Source organism: Phytopseudomonas flavescens, assembly GCF_900100535.1.
Taxonomy (GTDB): Bacteria; Pseudomonadota; Gammaproteobacteria; order Pseudomonadales; family Pseudomonadaceae; genus Aquipseudomonas; species Aquipseudomonas flavescens.
The window spans coordinates 93310-115814 of record NZ_FNDG01000015.1; the positions used below are offsets into that span (position 1 = coordinate 93310).

Sequence of the window (22505 nt, forward strand, 5' to 3'; positions counted from 1 at the left end):
GCTGCCTCTCATGCTTTCCTGAATCTGGGGGCTCGTTCTACAACTACGGTAAGCGACAGCTAACGACGAAAGGCTTCCGTTGCTAGACGGGCGTTATCGGCCAAAAACTGCCATATACGATCCGCAGCTTTTGGTCGAAAAGCGGTCAGGCCCGACCGGCTGATTTCGACCCACTCCATCCTCTCACCGCAGGTTCGTATGGGTAGAATCCCGCCAATTATGGACACGAAGTGTGCTGGTCAAATCCGATGCAGCCGCTTGGTGAGGTGGGATGTAACTGACCGGTCAAGTCCATGCAAGCCACTAAAAGGTGTAATGTAGAATTACTGGTCCGCTTACTCGGACAGGCTTCCTATTTCACTCTCTTCTACCCAATCACCGTACGCTTTATCACGCGTCCATTTCTCAACCATCCATACGTATCGAAGAGGCGCGCCCGCATCGGCTTCACAGGTTTGCGCGGCTTCAGCACGGAGCATGGAATAGCACGCCATGGGGCTTGCCCAACCCATGGGACGACTCGGCTGCCATTCCCAATACCAAGAATTGAACTCCCCCACATGCACTCCCTGCGACATAAGTGGTAAGCGTCCTGCGGCCGGAAGTAGCTCTAGATCGGGCATCGACGGTGTGGAAAACGGAACGTATGGAAAGCATTTGACGTAATCAAACTGCAGATACCCCACACTGGAGCCCATCAGGGGTAGAACCGCTGGCGAGAAGTCCAGATCGTCGTTCTTCTGCCAGGATGGCGAGGTCAATGATCGAAGGCCGTTCTGTTTGGGGGAGAGGCGTCCTGCCAACCACTTATGAAATCTCACCCCAGTCTTAGCGTCTGCGACACCGACCGGACTGGACACTCCAAACACCGTGAGCTCGATGTGGCGTAGCTCAGTATCGGAAACTGTCGCGCAGAGGTGCAAAAGCCTGCCTTGCTCTTCTCGCTCGATCAATCTTAAGCAGTCCCGAACAGCTATTTCTGGTGGAGTTGAATCATCATCAAAGCTGTGGTGCAAACCTTGAGCCCATTGAGGAGCAGGGCCGGGCTGAAGCTTTAGATAGATGGGATCTGCCGGTAGTGCCTTGCGCGCATATGAAGCCGCGAGCTTCTCTGGCATTCCCCATAGCTCGACCGCACAAGCCAGTGTCCGTAGAAACGCTGATCTAGCCAGTTGCCCTTGACCAGCCACAAATTGGCCACCCGTGCTTCGATCTCTCGATAGAAAATAACTCAGGTGCCCATCTGTGATGTCCTTGAAGCGGTCACTCAAGACATCGAACTCATAAGCCCATTGTCGGCTCATCGGGCGTCCGGAGATTTCTTCGAGGCGCTCGACTGTATCCTGAAAAATAGGGGGTAGAACTGCACCGCTGCTCAACAACTCCTCAGAAGCGCGTACATCCACATGATGAGGAGCTTTTCCGGAATAACATCCCTGCCAGTCACGAACGATCGCTGGGGCTCCTGAGGCGAGCGCCACCAGGTACTCCGACGCCAATGAAGGTCGGCTTACAGCTGCCCTGACACGACTCACGAATTCCGGACGTGCTTGTGCAATCAGCAATACCGACAGTGCCTCCAGGCATTCAGACTCCAGGCGTCGGGTAGCGGTCCAATCAACCAAGGCGTCTTCGAAGTCTCCGGCAGTTTCCGGCACTGCCAATGCCTCCGCTATGGCATGCATAACCACCAGCTTCCCTGTGGGAACTGGGAGGCCCAAACGCGCCACGCTAATATCTGCAATTTGCCTAGGAGTCATTTTTCATCCTCTCGCCACCAAGCTGGCTGTACCAATGGCTGACATTCAAACTCAGCCACTGTGGTGTCGATCAGGTTGCTCAGAATTGACAGGGCCCGGGCAGTTTGCCCCACCTCCAGTAACAGATACACCAACCTAGCATCGGGAATGGCTCGCTTCTTTTCTGGGTAGTGTGGGAGGGGCAACGTGGAAAGCTGAAGAAACTCTTCCCAACGTTTAGGATACAGAGAACCTACCAATGCCAAGCGCCGCTGGGATTCCACATGCCCGTAATAGTATTCGCTCCATCCATATCGGTACTGATGGGCACGTACCAGCCAAACGAACGCGACTTTAGGTCCCTGAAGTCTGCGTGAGAGTTCGAATGCCAGATCGAGCAGCTCGGTTCCTCGAAATAGCGAGATAGAGCTCTCTAAGACATCTGCGAGAGAGCTCAAAAGCTCAACCCCTTTCCCTTTTGCCTCCCAGAAACTGAACCATTCAACCGTTCGCTTGGATGTGGCAGTGAATTCGCGTGTCTCATCCAGCGCTTTTAAGAACTCAGCCAGCTTTGAGGGCGGGTAATCCTCGGGTTCAGGCATCATGGGCTGCTGGCTATCCGAGTCGTCAAAAGCGTCTTTCTCTCGACTGATCGCAGGAGGATTGTCACGCACAGATTGCTCCGGCACGTCCCACAGGCGGACCATTTCGGAGATTTTCTGACTTGCGTCCAACTGGCTGCGAGCTCGCAAGGCAGTGACCGCTTGCTCTCCCGAAGCATAAGCCAGGGCAGCCGCCACCCCTGGTGCATTGATGTCAGCATTTCTGGCAAACGCCGCAAAGGTTTGATCGGCGTAGTACCACTGACTGTGAGCAATCCAATGCTGATAAAAATGCACAAAGATATCTGGCCGCAATTGCAGCAGCAGGTCCGCTAAGTCGCTAGGACTGGTACCGGAATCTTCCGTCATTTCATCGATTTGGTTGTAAATGGGAGCAAGCCTGGCGAGTGCATGACGGACAAATTCCGGCTCAGTCGGCGCAACAGCTGCAATGACATCCAACAGATGACGAAGCCCAGGATCTTTGCGCCAACCAAATCCAGTCACATACTCGTAGCTCCCTTGCAGCAGCTCACGAGCCGTATCTTCGAGCCCATACGCTGTTGCCCAGCCACAAAGCTCACAAAGCGAATTAGCTTTTTCGTTGAAGGGGCCAACGGTCTGTCTGATCTGTTTTGCCTCGGTGCGTATCTGGAGCTCTGCCGTATCCTCGCTCAGCAAATGGCACTGACGCATAAAGTAAGCTTCGCGAAGGCGATCAGGAGCAAACAATTTCGACCGCTGACACTCAGCCCAATCTGCTGCCGAGATGTGTTTCATCTCACTGCGAAGCCTACCCAACAAAAAAAGGTCAGCGGTGATCAACGCTAAAGCCTCTCGCAGAGCGCGATATTCTGCCCAGGCGTCATGATCGTGTTGGGCGGGTCGATCCCCGGCGATGAACCGATAAACGATCGGTACTGGCGGGGTCTCACCTCTGGCCAATATTGTTGCAGTGGCGTTAGCAGAAGCAATCAATCGATGAAGCAGGGGCAACAGCCACTCACGTTTTGCATTCAGTGCCACCTTTTCGAGCGCTGGTGCGCCATTTAACTGAAGGCTGCTGGCAACGGCGGCAAAAAAGATTGAATGCAGATGATTCGCTAAGGTTGTCTCACTATTTCCGTCCAGGATCGCAAGCCTATCCAGCGGTATGTACCGAATGTACGCATCGTTCGCAGGCTCCCCATACAACATGGCCCAACAGGCAGACAAGGGGTGTTTGGTAAAACGTTCAAACCCGGCCCAAGAATGCAACGCGGCCTGTGCCCAGCCGGCCACTCGGATGGCTTGCAGCTCCAGCACTCGACGAAGTCGAGCAGGCATTGGAATCGATGCAAATGCCATGACCGGGGTCAGATCTGAGTAGCCGCTAGCTTTCTCCAGAAATGCCGCAAACCACGCCTCACCGCTTTCATGATTCAAAAAAACGTTTATCAGCTTATCCGGCGCATAGCGGCCAGTCCCCCCTACCACATCCAAATAGACTTTGATTGCGCGCTCGTGCTCATGGCTATTCAGGGTTCCGGCGTCCAATCGATCCTTTATCTTTTGTCGAATTCGCTCCTGTACGTCAAACGCACGACCAACTTCACCAAGGGATAGGTAGAGATGAGCTAAATCTCCCAGCGCTTGCAAGCTGGATTGATTAACACGGGAGGCCGTCAGCAGCGCAGGATAAGGGTCGGACGCCAGCTGAAGCGCCGATTTGAATAGCAGACTTCCATCCTCTATCTGGAACTCCGGACCATTCTGGATTCGATGTTTGAGGGCCCGCTTACGAAGTGCGAGCTCGTAGTCACCCAAGACAAATGCGACCTCTTCGGCGTCTTCGAGGATTCGGATAATCTGATTAATATCGAAAGCTTGGACCAACGCATGCAGCATCCACCCTTTGGTCGTACCAGACAGCAGGCCGGAATGATCGCCTCGACGGGATTGGTACAGCCACAGCCAACCCCACCGCAGATAAGACGGAGCTTCAGAATCCAACCATTCTTCGACCCGTGGCAGGAGTACGTTCGCCCGGCCCTGATGAGAGGGTTGTTGACGAATGAACACATAGAGGCTGCCGTGAAACGCCTTGACACCGACATCGACGGTTGCCAGCAAGTGACCAATCTCAGCCTCTAAATTGACCTTCTTCAACTGGAGGCACTGCTCCAAAGCTCCAGAAGGCCAGATGAAATTATCCTCTGCTATGAGATGCAGAGCGTCCTTTGCATCCCAGGAAAGCCGTTGCCACAGCGACGTGTAGTAGGCAAGTGCATCTCCATGGGGAGCTGAATCACTCTGGCGAACAATCTGCGCAGAAAGCACGCGATGATGGCGGATCATCTTCATGAACGTATATGTGAGCACCAAAGGGTGCCCTTCGCTTAGCGATAGGAATGCCTCGGCCAACGACCCCATTGTTTGATCGGGTGTAACGCCTGGAGGGAGTTCAAATGCGTTCGAATCGTAGTGAGCCGCCAGCCAAGCCGATATCGAGGGCACCTTCATTCTTGGAAGCTCTATCCAACACTCAGGCTCCACGAACTGATGCAGCTTTGGTGGCAATTGTTCGTCACCAACGCGCTGAGTGCCGAGCACGATCGTAACCCCCTGAGGGATTGGAAATAGCAGGGAAAACAGCGAACTGAGTGGCGAAATGCGCTCGTCATTCTCTCGCCAAACATGGTCTAGCCCATCGACAATCAATACCAGGCGTGTACCCGCACGAGCACAAGCCGCGCCGCAATGGGTTAGCCAAACTCTCAAGTTCTCAGGGCGTCTATCAAGGGAAACGGCCACCTCAGGGAGCTCTGACTCCATTTGGGACATGAGCGACCGAGCAACGCTTGCCAAACTGAAGCGCTCAGAGGCGTCTTGAAGATCGAGAAAATAGTGATGCCGAATCGTGACGACACCTAAAGACTGGATCTGCTCGCAAAAATGGCTAAGAAACGTGCTTTTACCTTGACCTGGCGATCCCCAAAGTACGCGGCAGTTCCAATCGCCCTTCATGGCTTGCTCGATGAAGTCGGTCGCAAATGCCGGATCTGGAGGCCGATAACCCGCTGGCACTCTGAACTCCTGATCCAAGGGCCTTGGCTGCATTTCAGAAATGGTGCTGCGCAAAATGCCCAGCGTAATCCGACCATCAGGCGCAGGGGCATTTTTGAACATGCTCCACTCGAAGGTCGCTCGGTAGAGGGCCAACCAGCCTTCATGATTGGTATGCTTCGCCTGAAGCTGTGCCGATACCTCCCCGGTCAGCGTTTGATGACCTGCGTAGCTGTGGTTGAATTCAAACCTTTCGAAAAACACTCGTGCCTTTTCTTCACCACCAGCATGCTGCGCCAGCGTTTGGCGCAGAGAATCGTCAAGCCGCTCCCATATCACCCTCCCGCCGGAGAGAGAGGACGCAAACTCGGCTTCTGGCCTGCGGTTCGTGATGAGCTCAGTTCGTGCTGCTCTGTCAGGGCCTACCCGGAAAAAGGCTTTCGTCCACTTTTCGAGAAGAGAGGTGCCCTTCTTTCCTTTGCGATCCGTCAACCAGTGCCATGACAACGCGTAATCGGGCTTGAACTCGTTGACGGTGAACTTGACTTGGATAAGTTCCATCTGGCCGTCCGAACGCTGGATAACGATATCGTCAAGGCCACGAGCTTCTTCCTCGTCGTCCGCCTCGAACTTAACCCACTCGTACAAAGAAGGGGTGTCCAGCCATTCGCAAAGCGCCTTGATGCCCACCAGGTTTTGGAAAGCGTAACCGCTAGCAGGTATGGCGCTGCGTTTGATAGAGCTATTCATATCGAGCCGACTCCCTGACAAACGCTGTCAGCACGCTGGGAATGTGTAAGGTGTGCGCAAGCGATGCTTCAATGAGGTTGCACGTCATACTCATTCAGCGTCGGCCTCCAAAGCCAGCAGGTGCAGCGTCCATCGCACCCTTTTCACCTGTGCGGGAAGCTATGGGATTGCCTCAAATTCGCCTTTGGCAAACCAGTTGCTGTCCTTGATTCTAGCCAGTGCCGCTGCAGGGTCGGACGACCAGAGCACAAGGGCAAGCGACTCCTGCGCGCGGCTGCAGGTTACGTAAAGCAGCCGCAAGGTGCGGTCGATAGTCGTCTCTTTGCCCAGCTCTACGTTCTCTTTGTCCCGCTTGCTAAGCTCCACACCACCAAAAATCTTGTCGTAGGATATAAGAAACCCACCGGCAAGGGCGTCATCCATCACAACCATGACGTGTATAAACTCGGAGCCCTTGACCACCTGATGCGTTGCGAGAACTGAATCCCCTGCGAGGTAAGTTCGGTACAGTCTGAGTTGCTTCCAGGGTGCGGCGAACAGCGCACACCACCCGCGACGCATCCTGGCCTGTTTGGATTCCTCCTCACCTCGACCCGGCGCCGGAAGTTGTGGCGACTTGTCGGCATGAGCTTCCGAGAGGCGATGATCGATTTCAAACAAATTTGCGCTCAAGACCGGTGCGAGCACTTCCGCAACAGTTGACTTCGGATTGGCGCAGGCGGTGGCAAATGCTGTGATGGCCGTCAGCATCTCCTCCACGCGACTCGCTCGCGCGGCACATTCTTCCGGCATGTTGTCGAGGCTTCCGGACCGACGAAATACCTCGGTGGCCTTGAACTCGTTCACCGCACCGTTGATACCTAGGCACGCCTCTAATTGAGCAAGCTCGTTGAGGAGAACCTGTACGGCAGAAGGCCCCTTGTTATCACCACTGCCAGAAGGCGCTGCGGCGTCAGGATCTAGCAGGACCATTGCCTCATATACATCGAGAAACGAGCCGCGAGTGGCAACGAGCTTGTGCTCCAGCGCGAGCAATTGGTATTGACCTTGATTCCAGGCGGCTGCCCCAGTAGCTTCGTGCATCCGATCTGAGCACCAACGTTCGCCGAGCACTTTGTCCTCAGGAGAGCGCGAGGTATCCCCCACGAATAGCCGAACCACGCCTCCGGCCTTTTCAGTTCTAGGGTGCTGTTCCACACCGTTTGTAGGCTGCGTTCGACCTTCAAGCTCAGCTTCCCAGACTTTGTTAATGAGCGTAACGATTCGGCGCTGGCTGCGATGGTTCATCTGCAGCTCTGGCGTTGCCCAGTTCTGCGGGACAAGACTTGGAAGATCGGCGTGCCCGTGCGCATAAATGCGTTGTCGGTGATCACCGAGCAACCCAAGAGTCAAGTCGCTCCCCCCCTGCTCTGCAAGCCCTATCAAGGCGTCCAGCATGCCTTTCATTGTGTCCTGCGACTCATCAATGAGAACTATGGGGTGACGATCTTTGAGAATGGTTTGGAGCGTAGGTTTATTTCGGAGTAGCCACGCTGTCGCGTCGAGGACGTAGTTGTGCGCAAGCGCGCCGGGGCCGTACGTGTTGCGATCGGGATGGTAGATGAACACATCGGTCGCTCTGAAGGCCTCGATATCATCTTTGATTCCGTCAAGATCTCTTTGTTTAGCTGGCGTGATGCCTTTCGGCTTCGCTTGCGCCTCGGCGGTCTCTTTCGCGAGTTGAGCTTCTTTTACGGCAATAAGGGCCTCTCGAATGTCATCGTTGAACCCATTGATGAGTTCCCAGCAAAACGAGTGAATCGTCGATACGCTGACTAAGTCGTTGTCGCCTAGGCGTCCGTTGATGACCGAGACGGCATTCTTGGTGTATGTCACCACCCTAATCGAACGCCCGTACATTCGCATACGTCGTGCTAGCTGCTCGCCTTTATCGTGCTCGATGACACCGGTAAGCCGCCGAAGAACTTCAACCAGAGTACGCGTTTTACCGGAACCGGCACCCGCAAAAAGGAAATAGCTACGCGGTGGCTCTTTAGTGAGATAGCCGCAGATTTCCTCAACTACGCCGGCATCGCGGTCGTTGTCGCCAAGGATCGGCACCGAGGTCATGACATCAATTCCGGGTTGGGATCCAGCTGTGTTTGAAGCCATTCCAAGGCATCCGTAATGTACTTAGGGCAGGCTATTGGTTCGCCCGTCGCGACCATCTCAAAGATGCTTGCGGCGAAGTCTCCTTTCTTGAACGAGCCGTGCATGAGTTTGTGCAGAGCTGCGAGCAAGTCCGAAATATTTTCATGGTCGGCAACCCGTCGAGCTACGGAGCCAAGCGCGCCTTTTGGCGGCTTTATTTTGTTGCCATCACTGTCGACCTTCTCATCCTTAAGGCCTTTGAACCAAGGAATGTTCTTGAGAATAAGAGAGTCCTCAAAGGTGCTAGGCCAATGGTCACCCGCTTCAGCCACGGGCAACTGCCAAGCAAAACGCACTAGGCATTCAGCGACTTCTTTCCAAACAAGTTGTACCTCTGCCGGGTTCTTGAAATCTTCGAGCTGTAGCAGTTTCGGGTGCCATCCGCGCAGAGTCGGGTTCCCGCATTGCAGCCCGACTTGGCCAGTATTAGCTACTGCAACTAGAGTGGTGGTTGGCTCACCATCCTTAGCTGGCTTGCCAGCTCTCTCCTCAACGGGGTCGACGTCGGTGATGATGACCGTGGGAATACGAAGTTTTTCCACGAGCGGCTTAAGCCGATGAGCGTGACTACCGCCAATGTCCAGGAAGGACAGATAGCGGCTGTTGAGCATTTTGAAATCTCGTTCGATGAAAAGTGGTACCAGCATGCGCTCAGCAACTCCTTCAACGAAAATTGCAGCGTTGGCAAACAAAAGATCAGTATGCTGAACGCGGAAATACCGCTCTGCGAATTGACGGGTCTTTTTGTCATCACCGAAAATTTGCCCAAGATTGACCACCTCGGTGGTCGGCATGAGATTTTCTGCGCTCTTCGCTATGCGGCGGACGTACCGTAATCGGTCAAAGCTCTCCGCATGCGCGAGATGGCTGGAATGAGTACTAATAATTAACTGACTTTTAAGCCTTGATGCGTCTTTGTCGTTTGGGCTGATCAGCTTGTGTGCTTTATCTGGGAAGATGCGCTGCACTTGGACATGGAGATGCGCCTCAGGCTCCTCAATCAATACCAGATGAACGGGTACCGGTGCGCCCTTTTCGGGCTTGAGTCGGGCGGCTTTGAAAGAAACCAGTTGATAGCTGAGCGATTGGAGATTTTGGTATCCGAGCCCAATGGAGTATTCGGGGAGAAGCTCTTCCAGTGAGTCCTTCTGCATGCTGTATTGAACAGCGGTTCCATGGTCGAGCAAATCAGCTGTCTGTATGCGCGTGCGGAAGCGAATCTCTTGGGGATCGTGCAACCCTGGATACCCGAGCTCTTTAACCTCTTCCACCGACGGAGCGATCGCCTCGTGAATCTTCTTGTCCAGCGCCTGCTGCGCCTCAGCGACTGCCTTAATAAGATCTGCGCGATGCCCATGACCTGTTGTAGCAACATTTAGATGCTGTCGAGCAAACTTGAGAAGTTGATTGGAGAACATGCCGACACGGTGGGGACCAGAAGCAGAGCGAGAATCAGCTTCCTCACTGCCAAGACCCCGCTGCGCGGCAACGAAGTCAACGCGAATCAGTTTCTGTAAATTTTTTCGCTCAATTGGACTGGAGTCTGCTGGCAGAGTCTGAGTCGCATAGGTCTCTAGCCCTTCCAGAGGGTTGTTATCGGCATCCAGTTTGTATGCACGGACTTGACCCAACTTGTGCGGCTCGCGCAACCAAAAGTCGAGGAGGTCAATGGGCCAGGCAAGCGAATCCGCACCCATATCCTTCACCGGCAGTCGCGCCGTGTAGTATGCCCAAGCCAACTGCTTCAACTCGTCAACGCTTGCAGCGGGCTCCAAACGCAACCGTACCCCAACGGCTCCGCCTTTCCAGCTGAATTTGGAGAGAAATGGGGCGACATAGTGGAACATGCCAGCCCCCGCATCGAACCAGAGGTCCAACGTCGGCATAGCCGAGTGGATGATTCCGAGCTGCTCCATCCATTGCTCTTCGGACCCGGTCACTGTCGACGGGTCTTCCTTTAGCACCTCCCAAGCTTTACCAAGCGCTCGTAACTTTGGCCACTGCGAAAGACTGATATCGAAAGCACCAAATGGAGAGCCATCTGAAAGGAAGTGGCGTAGCGCTGCAAGAACCGATGTTTTGCCGCTATTGTTGGCGCCGACAAGAATAGTAGTCTTCTTGTCGACGTCGAGTTGGACCTTACCAAGTCGACGGAACTGACAAAGCTCTAGGAATCGAAGTGTGATGTTTCCGGCTACCGGCGTGGTAACGACCGCTTCTGTCATTGTGGTTCCTCTCTATCCATGGGGGGCGCGCCAATTCAAAATAGTATATCTGATCGTCCGTTTCTGGCCGATTGCACCCGGTCATGATTATCAGGATTTCGTCCCCTTCAGAGCTTGAAAACCCAAGACGTTTCTAGACGTCGAGCTAGCAGCCGGACCGTCAGCACGTAGTAATACTGCGTTGCCTGACTGTGTTCGCTCAAGCGATTCTCAAGAAACCACACCACATGCTTCTTTTGCCAAGTCCATGGATTTACCCGCTGCCAGCGCTCTGCGATTGCGACCTGGATGATTTTTGCCTGGCGCACATGACGTTGCCGCGTTGCATGCGAACCAGTTAGCACCCCAGCCAAGAACAGCTCCATATCGAATGACTTACTCATATACGTCCTCCGATGTAGGCAGCGACCACATCGACCCGGCCGTGCCCCAGCTCATAGCCGATTTGGACCCGGGCCGCTCGATCAAGGAGCTGATTTAGCCGGTAACATTCGCCACCGTTTATAGGTGCTCGATGCTGGGTGATTTGTTCGTAGCGCTCACATGCATACGCCGCTCGTAGCTCATGGAATCCTTTGAGGTTATATGCATGAATGGTGTCGCGTGCGGGGCGGACGATTTCCTGCAGAATGGTCAAGTAGCTTTCGTTCGGAGCAATCAGGTTTCGGCTACCAGCAGGCGACACCTGCTTCGCGAACTCCAGCGCGCCACGAATATGGTCGTCCACCGTAATCCAGCGATGCGCTGATGCACCGGCGCGGCCGCCTTTGGTGCCGTCCTGAATGTTTATCTTGGCTAAGCTTTCAGCCTCGCGGCTCAACCGTGGCAGGTCAGCCAAGATGGCCTCACGCAAACGCATGCCGGTGGCTCGTGCCAGCTGCACGATCGCTCCGGCCCTTAGATGTTGGCGGCTGCAAAGCGCCTCGACTATTCGCTGTACGTGTTCGCGATCTTGGCCCTGCGGCACCGATTGACGAACCCCGGTGCGCTGCAGACCCAACGCCTTGCTCGGACTTGGCACTTTCACATACTGATCACCGCGAAGCGCAGCCATTGTCCTATTAACGCTAGATAGCCGGTTTTGCGCAGTGCTGATAGCTAGGTGGCGGTGTTCAACCAGGCCGCGAAGGTATGCGGCATAGTTCGACAACACCTCGCTGTCAATCTGCCGCGCATCGTTCACCCCGGGCCCCGCTTCAGACCGGCACCACTTCACGAATGCCCGCCACCGGTCACTGTGCGCCTTGACCGTGCCGTAGTGGCCGCTGCCAAACATGTCTTTCAGGGCCTGCGGTCCCGCGTAGCTCAATTGTCTGCCGTAGCCGAAATTACGACCATGGCGTCTACCCACTAATGCCATGCCGCACATCTCCTATCCGTTTCTCCAGTTCTGCCCCACGTCATCCCGCCAAGAATGCTGAGTGTTATCAGGGATCGAGGCCCCTGCGGCCTGTGGGGATGTCCTCTAACGCGGGACTAGCGGCTCCTTACGACCGGGAGATTGGGCAGCTCATGATCTGGCCTCCTGAGCACTTCCGAAGGAGTGGGCGGGTGGAGGCTGCATTGGCTGACGAAACCAGCGCCGCGAGATCTTGAGTCGGGTGAAGGCAGCAATGCGATGACCGGGGCATGCCTGGCTGTCAGCCAGGTGCAGTCCAACCCTTGGTCTGCGGCACCATCATCTACATCGCTGTTGCTGGTGATTTCGGTTTTTGTCACGCCGATTGTCACGAGGAGGATTGCGGCAAAGCCACGTTCTATATGGGCTGCAGCAGTGGTCTGAGCGCCCGTCTCTTTCCTGGAGAAAGAGACGGGCAAAGGGTTGGCGCACACGAAATGGCCAAGCGGGGAGGTTGCTGCTGGGCAGAAGGGTAGGGCGGTTGCCGCAGTGGCAACGATATTAAGTAGGCATCCATCACATGGGTAGTGACCGTACGAGCTACCGGACGCGAATCGTACTTGGGATGAACCGCCTCACGAGGGGCGTGACCTTTCAGGTTTCTGGCCACATTTGCTGCCTCGGCAGCGCTTGCAATGTCTGGTTTACGCCTGTGGACAAAAGTCGTCAAGCGGCCTGATTTCAGATAATTAGCGCCTGTGGATAAAACTATCCTCCGGTGGACAATGTTGGATTTCGACAGACGCTTAGCTGTGCCAGCCGTATTTTTTCAACGGTCGGTCCTTTTAAACGGGGCGGCTTTGCAGCCCCGTTTAAAAGGACCCGCGCGGAGGAGCTTCATGCGGCGCGGCGTGTAACTTCAGAGCGAGTTTGTAGCGGTGGGGCGGCGGGCTACTTGGCCCACCTGGCACTGCCAATGCGCGTGACGTTCTCACCCGACTGCTTGGCAAATTCATGCGGCGTCACATGGTCCTCGCGGTTTGCCTCCAGAAACCGGCTCCACCAAGTCATGATCATCCGACGCTCCTCAAGGAACTCGGCCTTGTGGATATACGCGGCGCGCACATTGTTGCGCTCCTTATGGCTCATCTGGCGCTCGATGGCCGTCTCCGACCACAAGCCGGACTCGATCAACGCACTGCACGCCATGGAGCGGAACCCGTGGCCGCAGATGTCTACCTTGGTGTCGTAGCCCATCGTCCTCAAGGCAGCGTTCACCGTGTTCTCGGACATCGGTTTCCATGGTTTGGCGTCTCCGGCAAACACTAGGTCGAATTTGCCGGTGATCTTGTGGATCTGCTCCAGCAAGGTCACCGCTTGCGGGGATAAGGGTACAAGGTGAATGTCTCCTGCCATTTTTGTACCCCGTGTGGAAAAGGGTACGCCGTCCAGCGCTGGGCGGGTGTCGGGGATCTCCCAGATACCGCGCTTGAGGTCAAATTCATTCCAGCGAGCGAAGCGCAATTCGCTGGAGCGCACGAACACGTGCAAGGAGAGCATCACCGTCAACCGCGTTAGGGCCCTGCCGCGATAGGTGTCTATGAGTTCCAGCAGTTCTGGCAGGCGAGCCAGTGGCAGTGCTGGCCTATGTTTTACGCGGGGGGCCTTTATTGAGCCTTCGAGATCGTGCGCCGGGTTCTGGGTGATCAGCCGGAGCCGTTTGGCTTCCCGCATGATGCTCTGGAGGTAGTTTTGTACCCTTAAGGCAACGTCGATCGTGCCGCGCTTCTTGATTGCCTCAAGCGGCGTCATCAGGTCGTGGGTATCCAGATCGACGATGGCTCGGGCGCCAATCAAGGGAAAGACGTGAGTCTTGAGTCGTCTCAGCACGGTTTTGGAGTGGCCGGGCGCCCACTTGGCAGACATTTCCCTGTGCCAGTCCAACGCTACGTCTTCGAATGTTCGGCCGTTAATAGCAGCCGTAGTCTTGGCGTCTCGCTTTGACTCAATGGGATCAACGCCATTCGCCAGCTGCCTTTTCGCCTCAAGCCGTTTCCGTCGTGCATCGGCGAGGGTTATCACCGGGTAGTTGCCGAAAGAGGTCAGGCCCTCTCGCCCGTCTGGCTTCACATAGCGAAGACGCCAGCCCTTGCGGCCATTCGGTTGAACCAGGAGGTAGAGCCCGTCGCCGTCGAAGAGCTTGTAGGCGCGGTCTGTAGGCTTTGCCGAGCGGCAAGCGGTGTCGGTAAGAGGTGCGGTTGTACGCGACATAAGGGTACTCCTTATTATCGAATTGAAACCTACCCTAATCTTTACCCTTAAAAGCGCTGGCTGCCACCGGAATCCGACGGAACGCCAAAACGAAAAAACCCGCCAGAAGGCGGGTTTTTCAAGGGTTCCAGAGATTTTTAAAGCCTTCTCTGGAACCTCAAATGGTGCCGGCACCAGGAGTCGAACCCGGGACCTACTGATTACAAGAAATCTCGTCGTTGCATATAAATCATGCACTTACGCGATTCCTTGTTACGTGCAGGCAGCCGTAAGGGCCAGGTTCCATGCGGTACCTGGCGCGCTTGTTACGTGGTGTGGGAAGGGGTCAGATGACCGAGGGATCGACCGTGGGAACGCTCAGGTCGTAGATATCGAGCATGGCGGCGTCGCGGTGGCCGCTGGCTTGCTGCTTGTCGGCACGGGTGCCGGCGGTGTCGGTGATGCCCCGGCGCTTGAGGTCGTGCAGGCCGAAGCGCTGCTCGGCGGTGATGTCGCCTTCCTCGATCGCTCTCCAGATGAAACGCTGCCAGGCGGTGTCCAGGCCGCTTTTCTTCAACTGGCGGCCGTGGGCGCCGATGATCAGGAAGCGCTGCTCCGCGCTGATCGGTATCGGGATCTTCCGCTTGTTCCATACCTTGGCCCGATAGGCCTTGGCGCCGTCCCAGGCCGCGCGTAGGCGAGGTGTCCAGCGCACGATGTTGTCGCGGCTGCCCTTGCGCCGGTTGGTGATGATCCCCTCGGGTGTCTCGTTGGCGTCGGTCAGCGTGACGGTTTCGATTCCGCGCAGTCGGCACAGATAAGACAACTCGATCACGTGTACCAGGTACTGTGGGCATGCTCCCGGCACACCCCTGGCGAGTCGGCCCATGTGCTTGGCACGGTCGATCAGTACCTCCATGACGGCATGTGACGGCAGGCGCCGCCGCTTGCGCTCTTTGGGGGCCTCGATGCCAATCGCTGGGTTCACTTCCAGGTAACCGCGGTTGCGGCCCCACTGCATCACCAGGCGCAGGTAACGCAATGCATGGGCGGCCTTGGATGGTTTGCCTTCCTCGGCGATCAGGTCGATGACACGTTGCACCAGGGCTGGAGAGAACTTGCGAACAGCCAGGTCGCCCAGCGGCTTGCCCAGCTTCGTGGGCAGCTCAAGCAGTACGTCGCGGGCGTAGGTGTAGCTTTCCTGTGTCGATGCAGCCAGACCAGCAAAGCGAGTGCTGGCGTGGTACTGCTCGCACAGGAACCGCAGGCTTTCACGATCCGCGGCTGCACGCACGTCCATGATGGCGTGCAGATCGGCCAGCGAGGCGTCGGCCGGCGCGATGTTCTTGCGGCGCTGCTTACCTGCCCCTCCATCGCGGTAAAGCGTGTACCAGACGCCGCTGTCTCGCGGGTCAAAAAAAACGGCCGCTGGAAGAGCGGCCTGATCGATGTGTGGGGGAATGTGCGGATTGTGCTTCCGCTTTCTCGCTCGCCTCATAGGATGTCGACGCCGTACTGTTCCTGTGGTGCTTGGCCGATACCGCCGGCCTGGTTGACCAGATCCACCGTCGTCCATGGGCCGGCGCGGCCCCGGAACAGGTGGATACCCTGTTGCTGCAGCGTGCGTTCCACGTCAGCGCGCCGGCGGTAGCCGGTGATGCGCTTGAGGTCATCGAAGGTCAACATGCCGGTTGGCCCTGGTTGTGGCGGGTGGCCGAGGGTAGCACCGCCCTCAACCCCCGCAGTACCAGAAACGGCAGCGCCAGTTTCTGGCTCACCCATGCATCACCTCAGCCGATCGATCTGCCCTGACCAGCATGGCCAGGGCGTTGCGGTAAGCACGCCAGTCGCTCGGCGTGCTGCTGGTAAAAACTGGCGTGCAGCCTGGCTTCTGGAAGCGGACGTGACCGCCGCGTGTGCGACGAGCTGTCCAGCCGTTGTTAGCGGCGTAAACCAGCAGGTGCAATAGTGACTTGCCGCAGCGCCGGCCAGTGCTCAGGATGATCTGGCTCATTCCCCGCGCCCCTGCCCCTGTTGTGCCACGCTCAGGCCAATCGCCACCGGGCGCACCCATACCGGCATGTTGCTGAGCATGAAGGTTTCGCCGGCGCCGGCCAGCAGCAGGGTGGTGCCCATCACGTGGGCGATGGCCTCGGCCGCATGGGGAGGGACAGCATTACCGATTCGCTCGCGCCACGCTTGGTCGCTCAGCCCGTCCAGTTCGAGCTGTTCTTCCGGGTCAACCAGGCTCTGCAGTGCAGCCAGCTCCAGGGTGGTGAATGGGCGGTGCCAGGTGCCGTCAAGGCTGGTAATGATGCAGGTCAGGCGCTCTGCGGCAGCAGGCATGCGTGGGTCGGCGATGCTCCAGCGGCCATTGTCCTGGCGCGCGCTGGCCGATACCGCGCCGGCCTGGCCATTCCAGTCCACTACACCGTAATGCCCGCCGGTGAGGTACGGGTCACCTTTCACCTTCGCCATGCCCGGGCGCGGATCTGCAACAGCGAAAGCGCCCTGCCCGGTGGTGCTGCCGGCGATGACGGTGCCGGCAGCTTCCTGATAGCCAGTTACCAGGTATTTGCCGAAGCCGTCCCCCGCGCGGCGAGGGTCGGCAATGCATTGGCCAGTGCCGTGGGCGCTCGTTACGGTGCGGGTCTCACGGTCGTAGGGAACGATGCGGAATTCGTTGGAGTGCTTGGCTTTGCCGTGGTGACGTGGATCGGCAACGCTGAAAGTACCTTGCCCGGGCGACTTCACGCCGATCACTGCTCCGCTAGTGTCTTCCCAGCGGCGCACGCCGTACTGCTGGTATTGCAGCGCCCCGCTAGGCGCCCGCGGATCTGCGACGGAGAACGCACCATTGGTGGGGCCTGACTCGCCGGCGATGACGCCGGTTGATTGATCCCAGCGGCGCACACCCAGGAATCCGCCACGGTACTCAGGCACGATCAAGAAGTCGCGCAGATAGCCGTCCTCGATCGCCAGGCGGTTGAGCGACCGCCAGTCCTTACCGGCTTCGACCAGGGCAAGGCGCACCCAGGTTTTCCACTGCAGGGCTGGCACGCGGTGCATCGGGCCGGCGGCTTCGACATCGCCGGCCAGCGGCATGCGGCCGAGGATGTCGCCAACAGCGCGCAGCGTCTTCTTCTCCGGCTCGTACAGGAATGGCGGCACCTTCTCGACGTGGCGAGCCACCAGCAGGAAGCGTTTGCGGCTTTGCGCCAGGCCGCCCAGCTCGCCGCAGTCGTGAGTGGTCTCGGCTACCGCATAGCCGTAGTACTCCAGCAGCTTACCGATCTGGTCGAGCAGGTGCCGGCCGCGGGTGGCCAGGCGCGGCACGTTCTCGAACACGATGAGCGACACCGGGTTGTGCTTCCAGGCCTCACACATGAGCCAGACACAGCGCAGCGTCAGCTCGTTGAGGGCCTGATATTTGGGGGTGAGGCTCATGGTTTCGGACAGCAAGCCCGACGCGCCTTTGCATGGGCTGCTTATGAACACCGCATCAGGGTCTTCGTTTCCGGCAGCTCGGCGCACGTCCTCGGCCGTGGCTTCCTTCCAGCCCGCGAGCGGCTCAGCGCCGTGGAATCGGGTGTACTGGTCACGGGTGAACAGATCCATCAGGGTGCCGGGCACACCTGCCAGGCGCTCGAAGTCGCGCAGGCCAGCCGGGTCGACATCGATGCCGCCTACACAGCGCCACTCGGCTTGCATGTTGCCTACTACCGGCTTTGCCCGGTTAAAGCCCTTGGCACCGCCGCCAAGCCCACAGCAGAAGTGGAAGTGTTTGAGGGTGTGCTTAACGAGCATAGCGGCGGCGCTCCTGCAGGGCCTGTTTCTTGGCGGCTTGTTCAGCCATGTAGGTCTGCCACTGGGCGTCTTTCATTTTCTGGCGGATGCGGCTGCACTTGGCGTGTTTGCGGGTGGAGCGGGCGGTGTGGCAGATGTCGCAGATGCTGGACATATCCAGGCGGCTGCCGGCGAGTGGGGGCCTGATGCGGGCTGGCGGTGTGGTAGGCTCTGCGCCGCCGCCTTGGGGTTGATTCACTTGCATGGTGCTTCTCCTTTGGGGTGGTTGGCGTCGGGGGTTGCAGCCCCCGGCGCCGTCTCTTTCCGGGTATTCCCGTGTCACTCGGGCCTTGGGCCCCAGTCTTTTTTCAGCTGCGACCAGACCGCGTCGCCGTCCTCGAAGTACTCGTGCACCTCTTGCTCCGGCCGGCGATCCAGGCGCAGCAGGGTCATGCAGTCGTTCCACAGTGCTGTGTCCAGCCCGCGCAGGAAGGTGAGCGGGAAGGGGAACGCCTGGCCGTTGTAGAGGCTGAGCAGGAACATGCCGACGATGCGGCTCTGGTTGGTGTCGCGCTGGGCGACCGGTACCAGGCGTTTGAGCGCCTCGATGCCGGCGGCCTGGATGGCCGGGCGCTCGGCTTCCTCGGCGGCCAGCGCCGCCAGGGCATCGCGGAACTGCTGCGGTAATTGGGGTGAGGGCTTCTGCATGTTGCTTCTCCTTCGGGTGTCGCCCAGGCGTTGCAGCGCCTGGGCGGTTGGGTCAGTGGGTGAGGTGCAGCAGCAGGTCGGGGGTGGCGTTGGCGCCGGCGGCGAGCAGCAGCAGGGCGATGCCGCTACCGATCAGGGTGGCGATGACGCTGGTTGGGGTTTCGTCGTTCATGGCTCAGTCCTCGACCGGGCCGCGGGTGCGGCCGACGGTGTGCCACGCCATGCCGCGCACCACGGCCTTGGCGGATTCGAGAGCGGCGGCTGGGACGTGGAACAGGGTGTCGAGGAAGTCGAGCAAGGCGATCAGCTGGGCGTGGTTGCGGGCGTCGCGGATGTTCAACTCGGTGCTCACCTGGTCGGCCAGCTCGAAGGCCAGCGCCTCGGCCTTGCCCATGCAGAAGACGGCCATGTCCTGGTGCGCCTTGACGGTGGCCAGGAAGCCTTCCAGCTCGCTGAGGTGCAGGTCATACAGGGCCTGCACGGCGGCGCTGCGCTCGGGCGCCTGTTCGGCGCGCTTGAGCTGCACCTCGACACTGCGTTGCTTGAGGATGTTGGGCCCGGTGCCGACGATGACCAGGGCGCCACGGAAGCGCACTGGCTGACCGAAGTCGGCGCGCATGCCCAGGGATGTGCTGTAGCACTCGCGCAGGGCCTCCCAGTCGAAGCGCTCGCCGCCGTCATCGCTGGCCACGTCGTCGATCACCACCGGTTCGCTCACCGCCTTGGCCAACTGGGCCAGCAGGGCGCTGAACGTGTGGTTGCGGTTGGTGACGCCGTCCGGTTCGGCCACGCCCGACAGCTTCCACAGGTTGCTGACCAGGGTGGATTTGCCGCTGCCCGCGTCGCCGTTGATCTGCAGGATGGGGTAGGTGCCCTGCAGGTTGCGGATGCGCTCGGCATGGTAGGCGCCGGCCCACCAGGCCAGGGCTACAAGGCCCTTGGCGCCGAACGCGGTGGTGAACAGTTCCAGCCATTTGGGGGTGGGTTGTTGGTTTTGCATGGTGCTTCTCCTTTGGGGTTGTTTGCCTGGGCGTTGCAGCGCCTGGGCGGGGGTTACGCCTTGAACAGCCAGCACTTCACCGATGGCGACTTGAAGGTGGTCAGGTTGTGTTTCTTGGCCTGATGCACCCGCACAGCGCTGGATACGGTGACGTTGCTGTCGATGAACTTGTGGCTGCGCGAGTCCTTGAGCAGGGTGCGCAGCGTGGCGATGTCGGCGAGCTGCTGGCGGTGTTCGCCGGCGAGCTTCACGAACTCGTTGAGGTGGATGGCGATGGTTTCGTCGGGCTTGTTCGAGTGGTTGACCGTTGGGCCGTCGGCATCCAGGCCCTGCAGGTACTCGTACACCTCCCAGAATTCCGCCACGGCCGGGTGGTCGGCGCTGATCGAGGCCTGGCGCTCGATGGCCATGGCCACCAGCTTGCGCTGGGTGACGGCGACCTGGTGCTCGGTCAGCGGCACTACCTGGCCCAGGCAGTTGAGCAGGGCCAGCATCTGTGCGTGGTTCTTGGCGATACGCTCCACGCGGATGTAGCCGCGCAGCGTGTTGCCGCAGCTCGCGCAGGCTTTCTCGGCGCCGGCCGGGTAGGCGGTGTCGCATTGCACGCAGTGGCTGTGCAGGCGGCGCAGCCGGGCTTCGTGCACGGGCATGCGCTCGAAGAACTGCTTGAGCACGTCCGCTTCCTTGCGCAGGGCCAGCAGCATGAAGTGGCTGAGGTGCTCGCCTTCCAGGGTGTTGAGCTTGTCGGCCGCGGCGCGGCTCTCGGGCGTTACCTCGGGGCGCACGAAGTGCAGCTTGCAGATGCGCGTCATGATTGCCTCATGCGCAACCACCGCCGCGTTCTGGCTGATGGCGATGGTGCCGCGGAAGGGCGGCTCATAGGTCTCGTTGCCCGCTGTTTTCACGCCCTTGGTGGCCAGGGTGCCGCCGCCGTAGAAGTCCTTGAGCTCGTCCCATTCGAAGGTTTTGGCGTGGCTCTTGTCGTCGCCGTGGCGGTCGGCTTCCAGGAACACCACCGGCATGCCGGACACCTGCCCCATCAGGCGCGAGCGGCCTGCCTTGGTGGACTTCATCGGGTCGAAGCCCTCATAACCCTCGCGGCCGAGCAGCTTCCACAGCAGGTTGAGCAGGGTGGTTTTGCCGGCGCCGGCTTCACCGGTCGCCTCGAGGAAGGGGAACGACTGCTGGCGGGCGCGGATCTGCTCGCAGAACAGCGAGCCGAACCAGAAGGTCAGGGCCACCACGCCCTGGGCGCCGAAGCACGTCCATAGCAGGCTGAGCCACTCGTTGCTGTAGCCCTTGCTGTCGCGGGCGAGGCGGATGGCCACACCCTTCTGCAGGCTTTTCAGGCGCAGCTTGCCGAACTCGAAGTAATCCTCCTCGTTGACCTGGAACACCTGGCCACCCTTGATGGCCAGGTCGCCGTAGACATAGGCCTGGTATTCCTTGCTGTAGCCCACGTAGTCGATGGTGGATACGGTCTTGATGCCGAACAGCTGGTTTTTCAGGATTTTGTCCAGCTGCTGGCCACTGCCTGTGAATACTGCGCCGGCGGCCATGCCGAGCAGGCGCTTCTTGAACTCACTGGCCGCAGCGACCTGGCCGCCGGTGAAGGTGTTCTTGACGCTGTCGCCGTCGTGCGGGAAGTCAACGCGGAAGTAGTACCAGGATTCGTCCGTGACCTCATTGCGCTGGAAGTACAGCGCCTGGGGGTAGCAGTTGGCGATTTCCACCACACAGCCGGACATGCGCAGCGCCTTCTCGCGCACGGCCTTGTCGTTGAGCTTCTGGTCGGCCTCGCTGTCGCTTTCCTCCATGGCCGTGCGGGCCTTGTTGTACTTGTCCAGGTCGAGCTTCCACCAGTACAGGCGGGAGTCGTAGCCGAAGTGGAACTCCTCGCTTTCCTTCCACTGGTACATGAGCAGCGCCTTCTCGCTGGCACTCTCGGCGATCAGCAGGGCGCCGTGGTGGCGGATCTCGCGCAGGTCGTCCTCGCGGCGCTGCTCGCGCACGTCTTCTTCCAGGAAGGTCCAGCGCTGGTGCAGGTCGTTCCAGTCCACCTTGCGGCCGTCGCGCTGGGGGATCTGCGCCGCCTCGCACACGAAGCCCAGCTCGCGGGCCTGCTTGACCCACATTCGGGTGTAGCGGTGGCCGCTCGGCTCGTTGTCCAGCGCCCACACCAGCTTCGGCAGCCGCTTGCCAGCCTCGGCGCGGGCCTTGATCAGCGCCTTGAGCGATTCCTCGGGAAACGCGTTGCTGCTCATGGCGGCGACGGCGTCAATGCCTTGGTGCAGCTGCGCGATGGCATCGAAGATGCCCTCGACGATCCACAGCTCGGTGACCTCGAGCAGATCCACCGCCGGCGGGCACCACCACACGCCGCGGTAGCTCTGGCCAGGCTGGAAACGGGCCTTCTTCTTGCCGAAGCGCGATGGCTTGTCGATCAGGCGTTCCCAGTAGCCGCCTTTGTCCAGGGCGAAGCGGACGGTGGCCGAGCCAATACCGAGTTCACGGTCCCAGTAGTTTTCCTGGGTGTACCAGCCTTCGATCAATTCCAGGCGAAAGCCCCGGGCGAACTCCAGGTAGGCGCGGGCCGTGGCGGTGGGCTGCTGCTCGGTTGCGGGCGCTCGCTCGCTCCAGGCCTCGAACAGATCGGGGTACAGCTCCTTTACATGCCACTGCTGGCCGCACTTGCTCTCGCGGCCGCACTTGATGAACCAGGGTTCGTCCGGCCGGGCGTAGAGCTCTTTCTTGTTGCAGGCCGGGCACAGGCCCTTGCGCATGTAGATCGATTTGGCGCCGGGGATGGGCCGCAAGCCGTAGTCGTTCTGCAGGTTGCGCAGCACGTCGGCGCGGATGGATTGATCCATG

15 protein-coding genes are annotated in these 22505 nt (G+C 58.8%); all 15 read right to left on the reverse strand.

Annotated features, from left to right (window positions below):
- Window positions 1-335: 335 nt before the first annotated feature.
- Complete coding sequence (locus BLR94_RS27255) at window positions 336-1685, reverse strand: hypothetical protein (RefSeq protein ID WP_167359779.1); 1350 nt, start codon at window positions 1683-1685, stop codon at window positions 336-338.
- A 71-nt stretch (window positions 1686-1756) separates the two neighbouring features.
- Window positions 1757-6136, reverse strand: coding sequence for an ATP-binding protein (locus BLR94_RS18405; protein ID WP_084307412.1), 4380 nt, complete (start codon window positions 6134-6136; stop codon window positions 1757-1759).
- Window positions 6137-6295: 159 nt separating this feature from the next.
- Complete coding sequence (locus BLR94_RS18410) at window positions 6296-8245, reverse strand: UvrD-helicase domain-containing protein (protein WP_084307411.1); 1950 nt, start codon at window positions 8243-8245, stop codon at window positions 6296-6298.
- Window positions 8242-10551 carry an AAA family ATPase gene (locus tag BLR94_RS18415; RefSeq protein WP_084307410.1) on the reverse strand — a complete coding sequence of 770 codons (2310 nt, stop codon included), beginning with the start codon at window positions 10549-10551 and terminating at the stop codon, window positions 8242-8244. Before BLR94_RS18415 ends, BLR94_RS18410 begins: the two co-directional genes overlap by 4 nt.
- Window positions 10552-10658: 107 nt before the next feature.
- Window positions 10659-10934 (reverse strand): hypothetical protein, encoded by a 276-nt coding sequence (locus BLR94_RS18420; RefSeq protein WP_084307409.1) that lies wholly within the window; start codon window positions 10932-10934, stop codon window positions 10659-10661.
- On the reverse strand, window positions 10931-11911 hold the full coding sequence (locus tag BLR94_RS18425; RefSeq protein WP_084307408.1) for an integrase domain-containing protein: 981 nt from the start codon (window positions 11909-11911) through the stop codon (window positions 10931-10933). The genes BLR94_RS18420 and BLR94_RS18425 overlap by 4 nt, the downstream gene beginning before the upstream one ends.
- A gap of 930 nt (window positions 11912-12841) precedes the next feature.
- Window positions 12842-14161: a tyrosine-type recombinase/integrase gene (locus BLR94_RS18435; RefSeq protein WP_084307407.1), complete on the reverse strand. Its 1320-nt coding sequence runs from the start codon at window positions 14159-14161 to the stop codon at window positions 12842-12844.
- Between the two features lie 325 nt (window positions 14162-14486).
- The gene (locus tag BLR94_RS18440; RefSeq protein ID WP_084307462.1) at window positions 14487-15638 is read right to left on the reverse strand and encodes a site-specific integrase; all 1152 of its coding nucleotides are present in this window, start codon (window positions 15636-15638) and stop codon (window positions 14487-14489) included.
- On the reverse strand, window positions 15635-15826 hold the full coding sequence (locus BLR94_RS18445) for a DUF4224 domain-containing protein (RefSeq protein ID WP_084307461.1): 192 nt from the start codon (window positions 15824-15826) through the stop codon (window positions 15635-15637). Before BLR94_RS18445 ends, BLR94_RS18440 begins: the two co-directional genes overlap by 4 nt.
- Before the next feature lie 88 nt (window positions 15827-15914).
- Entirely contained in the window at window positions 15915-16154 is a 240-nt protein-coding gene (locus BLR94_RS18450; protein ID WP_084307460.1) for a type II toxin-antitoxin system HicA family toxin, read from the reverse strand.
- The gene (locus BLR94_RS18455; protein ID WP_084307459.1) at window positions 16151-17947 is read right to left on the reverse strand and encodes a DNA cytosine methyltransferase; all 1797 of its coding nucleotides are present in this window, start codon (window positions 17945-17947) and stop codon (window positions 16151-16153) included. The genes BLR94_RS18450 and BLR94_RS18455 overlap by 4 nt, the downstream gene beginning before the upstream one ends.
- Window positions 17937-18191: a hypothetical protein gene (locus BLR94_RS18460; RefSeq protein WP_084307458.1), complete on the reverse strand. Its 255-nt coding sequence runs from the start codon at window positions 18189-18191 to the stop codon at window positions 17937-17939. Before BLR94_RS18460 ends, BLR94_RS18455 begins: the two co-directional genes overlap by 11 nt.
- A gap of 74 nt (window positions 18192-18265) precedes the next feature.
- A complete protein-coding gene (locus tag BLR94_RS18465) occupies window positions 18266-18634 on the reverse strand; it encodes a DUF7673 family protein (protein ID WP_244158229.1) in 369 nt (122 codons plus the stop codon).
- A 175-nt stretch (window positions 18635-18809) separates the two neighbouring features.
- The gene (locus tag BLR94_RS18470; protein WP_084307457.1) at window positions 18810-19634 is read right to left on the reverse strand and encodes a hypothetical protein; all 825 of its coding nucleotides are present in this window, start codon (window positions 19632-19634) and stop codon (window positions 18810-18812) included.
- A 53-nt stretch (window positions 19635-19687) separates the two neighbouring features.
- A complete protein-coding gene (locus tag BLR94_RS18475; protein WP_084307456.1) occupies window positions 19688-22504 on the reverse strand; it encodes a toprim domain-containing protein in 2817 nt (938 codons plus the stop codon).
- Between the last annotated feature and the right edge of the window lies 1 nt (window position 22505).